We start from the raw sequence: 3,885 nt of genomic DNA, 5'->3' as shown, positions 1-3,885 counted from the left end.
AGTGTGTCCTGTACTTTCTGGAGATCAACCGGGTCATACTCATGGGACTGGATGTTGATAACCTCCAGCAGCGCAGTACGGATTTCGCACAATCCCTTGATTCTTTCGGCCTTCATGCCGGTGTAAGGCTGCGGGATCAGCTTATCTTTTTCACAGAAGAAGATCTCGCCATCCCGCACAACATAGGTGAAGTTTTTGGTTCCGGCCGGAGCGTCCTCATACTCTGTATTGCTTTCTTCCGGTTCGTCCGCCTCGATTTCTTCATCCGGCTCTGCGGTAAAACGGGCATACAGGGAGTCAACTGCTTGGGTAATATGCTGGTTCAGGTCAAAATCTTCCGGGGCAACACAGGCCGTCCCATCTTCGTTGCCGTACATATTCCGGCTGCTCACCATCTCGCCCATGAGCATTTCGGGATTATCTTTGAAATAGCGGTTATAGGCGATCCATTTACTGCGGTCCAGGTCAGTTTCAATCCAGGACGGAAGATTCATGCGATCAAGTTCTATGGTCTGCGCTCTCTTTTTCAAGAAAACAACATCCGCTGTTACATCGGTTCCCGCCAAAGCCTTGAACGCTGTGTTGGGTAGGCGAATGGCTCCGATGAACTCTGCCCGCCGTGCGATATATTCCCGAAGGCTCTCGTCCTTGCGATCCATAATTCCTTTGCTGGTGATAAAGGCAATGATACCGCCCGGTTTTGCAAGGTCCAGGGACTTGATGAAGAAATAGTCATGGATGTACGGGTTCAGGTCATTGTAGCGCCGGTCATAGATTTTCACGGAGTTGAACGGGATATTGCCCAGAATCACATCAAAGCTGTTGTCCTCAAATTTGGTGGCTTCATATCCCATGATGGAAATATCCGCATCAGGATAAAGCTGCTTTGCGATTCTGCCGGTGATGGAATCCAACTCTACGCCAAACAGTTTGCTCCCTTGAAACTGCTCCGGCAGCACAGAGTAGAAGTTGCCGGTTCCCATACCGGGGTCCAGGATTTTTCGGTCAGGGCCGCCCTCGAAGCCAAACCGTTCCAGGGCGCGGTAAATGTGCCGGATCAGGTCAGGCTCGGTGTAGTAGGCTGTGATGGTGGAGTTCATGGCCGCCTTGTATTCCACATCAGTCAGCAGGGATTTCAATTCCTGATATTCGTTCTCCCAACCAGAGGCCGTACTGGAGAAAGCGTTGGCAAGCCCGCCCCATCCGACATAGCGGGCAAGGATGATTTGTTCTTCTGGTGTCGCTGTCCGCTTTTCCAGTTCAATCTGCTTGAGCAGCTTGATCGCCATGACATTGTTTTTATATTTGGTCTTTGCTCCACTTGGATACAGGTCATAGTCCTCGGAAAAACGGAAGTTGTGTGCGGCGACCTGCGGCGCCGCAGGCGGCTCACGAAGGGGCGCCAGATCAGTGGGGGTGGCTTCATCCATAACAGCGGGCGCCTCTGCTGCTGTACCATCACCCATTCGTACAAAGGCGCGAATGGGGCGCAGTTCTTCCAGCTCTTTTTCCAGCCGGTATTGCGTGTCCTCCAGATCGTCCATGTCGGCAGCTTCTTGGGGGGAGAGAATAGCCCCACCGTCCAGGCGCCGCACATAAGCGTCAAATTCCCGCGTAATATCTTCAAGGTCATTTTGTACCCGGAGATAGTCGGGATTGGGCTGCTCATCCACCACGGCTTGGTACAGGGCCGAGCCATCCTCGGTCAAATACCCCCATACAATTTCCTCATTGGGATATTGCCCTTGCAGATAGCGGAGCATCTGGGTTGCGATACCTTGGCGGCGATAGTCCTCCAGAACTTCAATCATGCTGATATGGGGCCGCCCCTCAAAAATGCTGTACCGGATGGTTCCAACCGTCAGCTCACCTCGGACCGCCTGCATCAGCATATCAATCTGCCCATGATGGGCGTCCAGGGCTTCATCTAAAATCTGTGTTTCCTCTGCTTCATCGTGTTCCCAGGGAGCCATACGGGTTTCATAATCGTCAATTATTTCTTTGGTTATCCCTTCCGGCTTTTCCGGGAGCAGATCATACAGCTCTCGCATTTTAGCTATCTGTGCATGGATGCTACCCGCCCACAAATGCTTTTCGTGCTGATGGCCTTCACTTAGAAAATACTCGCAGTCCGCTTTAAGGCGCCCTAAAAGGCCATATTCAAAACTGTAATCATACGGTTCTGTTTCTCCCTCAAGCGGCTCATCGGTTTCCGGCTCCGGCAGACTGACAACAGGGGTTTCCAGATAGCGGCCTTCATCCATCAGGCGTTGCACGACACCGGCAGCCCGCGCCCAGGACAGCTTTGTTTCCTGTGTTTCGCCCTGCTCATCCTGCCATTCGATAGTGACACCTTCACTATTGAACATGGCGTATTTCACGCCCATTTCATCACCGGAGAACCCTTCATATCCATATAGCTTTTTTAGGAAAGCAGTAAATTCTGATCCGGTGGGGTGGGTCTGAGCAAATTCGTAGATTTGTTCTTTTTTTCCTGCGGTAAGGGGACCTCTCTGCATGACACGCTCAACAAGCAGATCTTCCGTACTCTTTTCCAGGGATAGAAGGGAGAGCTGCTCCGGTTGTTCTTCTTCCATGACCGGAACAGTTTCGGCAGCAGGGCGCAAATCCACATCTACTTCTTCATCATTGACCATCATAGAGGCCCGCACCGGCTCATAGCCTTGGCTGCGGATATTGTTCAGCCAGGTGGCAAAGAAACTGTTGAACCCGTTGATTGCTTTCTCGTATGCGGGGTCGTCGGGATCAGCCTCGTTATATACACCAATGCCACTGTTCTCATAACTGAAAGCCCGAAGTGTCCCAGCCTCTTTGTCGATTTGGAAATCCATATAAGGGTCATACATCCGGTCGCCGTTCTGCATATAGTAATGCTCCATGCAGTAATGGGAACCGTATTTATGGTGAATGACCAGAGGATAGTAGGCTTCTCCGGCCTCCAGCCGCAGATACTCATATTGACCGGACACAATCTCCGGGAACAACTCTTGAAAGCGGCGGAAATTCTTGTGCGCCGTCGTGTTTCCTTTGACGGGCGGCGGTGTAGGCTGCTCCGCTGTATCTGTGGGGAGAGCCGTTTCAGGGGCCTCCACCACAACATGGGGATTTTCGCCAGGAACGGATGCAGGCTCGCCACCGGCTGCTGGTGTGTCGTTTTCCATTTGAACAATCGCCTCCGGCTTGACCGGTTCCACTACGGTTTCTCCGGCTTCATAAGCAACAGCATCCAGGACATAATTAAAATCCGCTTCTCCGATGGTCATTTGCCGGTGGGGACCGCCCATCTCATCAACTTCATCAGGGATGTTATAATCTCCGATGGGGTCAGGTAGCTCCTCTACAACAGGATTGGGATAGTCGCCGTCCTCGATCATGGCGTCCAGTAAAAACGCCAGCCCGTTCCAGGGAATGTAGGTATAGCCTTCATCAAAGAGAAATGAAATGCCATCTTCACCATGTAACCGGGTACGATAGAGAAGATCACCTTGATATTCACGGTCGCCATAAGGAGTAAAGAGAGCCGCAATCTGCCGCCCTTTGTCTGACCAGTCAGGATTGAGTGGCGGTTCTGACAATACGCTGCGAACCGCGCTGTGCAGCTCTGGGGGGTATAGATTGGTGCTGGTCAGGATGTACTCATAATTGCGCCGGACTTCTGCATCGGTAAAATGGCGTGTAGGTTGTTCCGCAGGAACAGAAAAAGAGCCGTCCTTTTCAGACGGCTCTCCCACAGGTGCGGCGCTTGGCGCCACTTCTGTATTTGGCTGTTCTTCGGTCAGCGGGGAATCAGGACTACGCTCTGGAGTACGGTTTCCTCCGCCATCAGTTTCAGACTGTTCAGGTGTCGCGTCCGCTCCATGATGT

General features: G+C 52.1%; 1 protein-coding gene. It reads right to left on the bottom strand.

Annotated features, from left to right (window positions below; genetic code table 11):
- Positions 1-3,885: GNAT family N-acetyltransferase (locus B5G42_RS17325; protein WP_242961278.1), on the bottom strand; the 3,885-nt coding region annotated here is incomplete at both ends.

Source organism: Flavonifractor sp. An91 (genome assembly GCF_002159225.1).
In the GTDB taxonomy this organism is placed as follows: Bacteria; Bacillota; Clostridia; order Oscillospirales; family Oscillospiraceae; genus Flavonifractor; species Flavonifractor avicola.
This window is presented reverse-complemented; position numbering and strand designations above follow the sequence as displayed.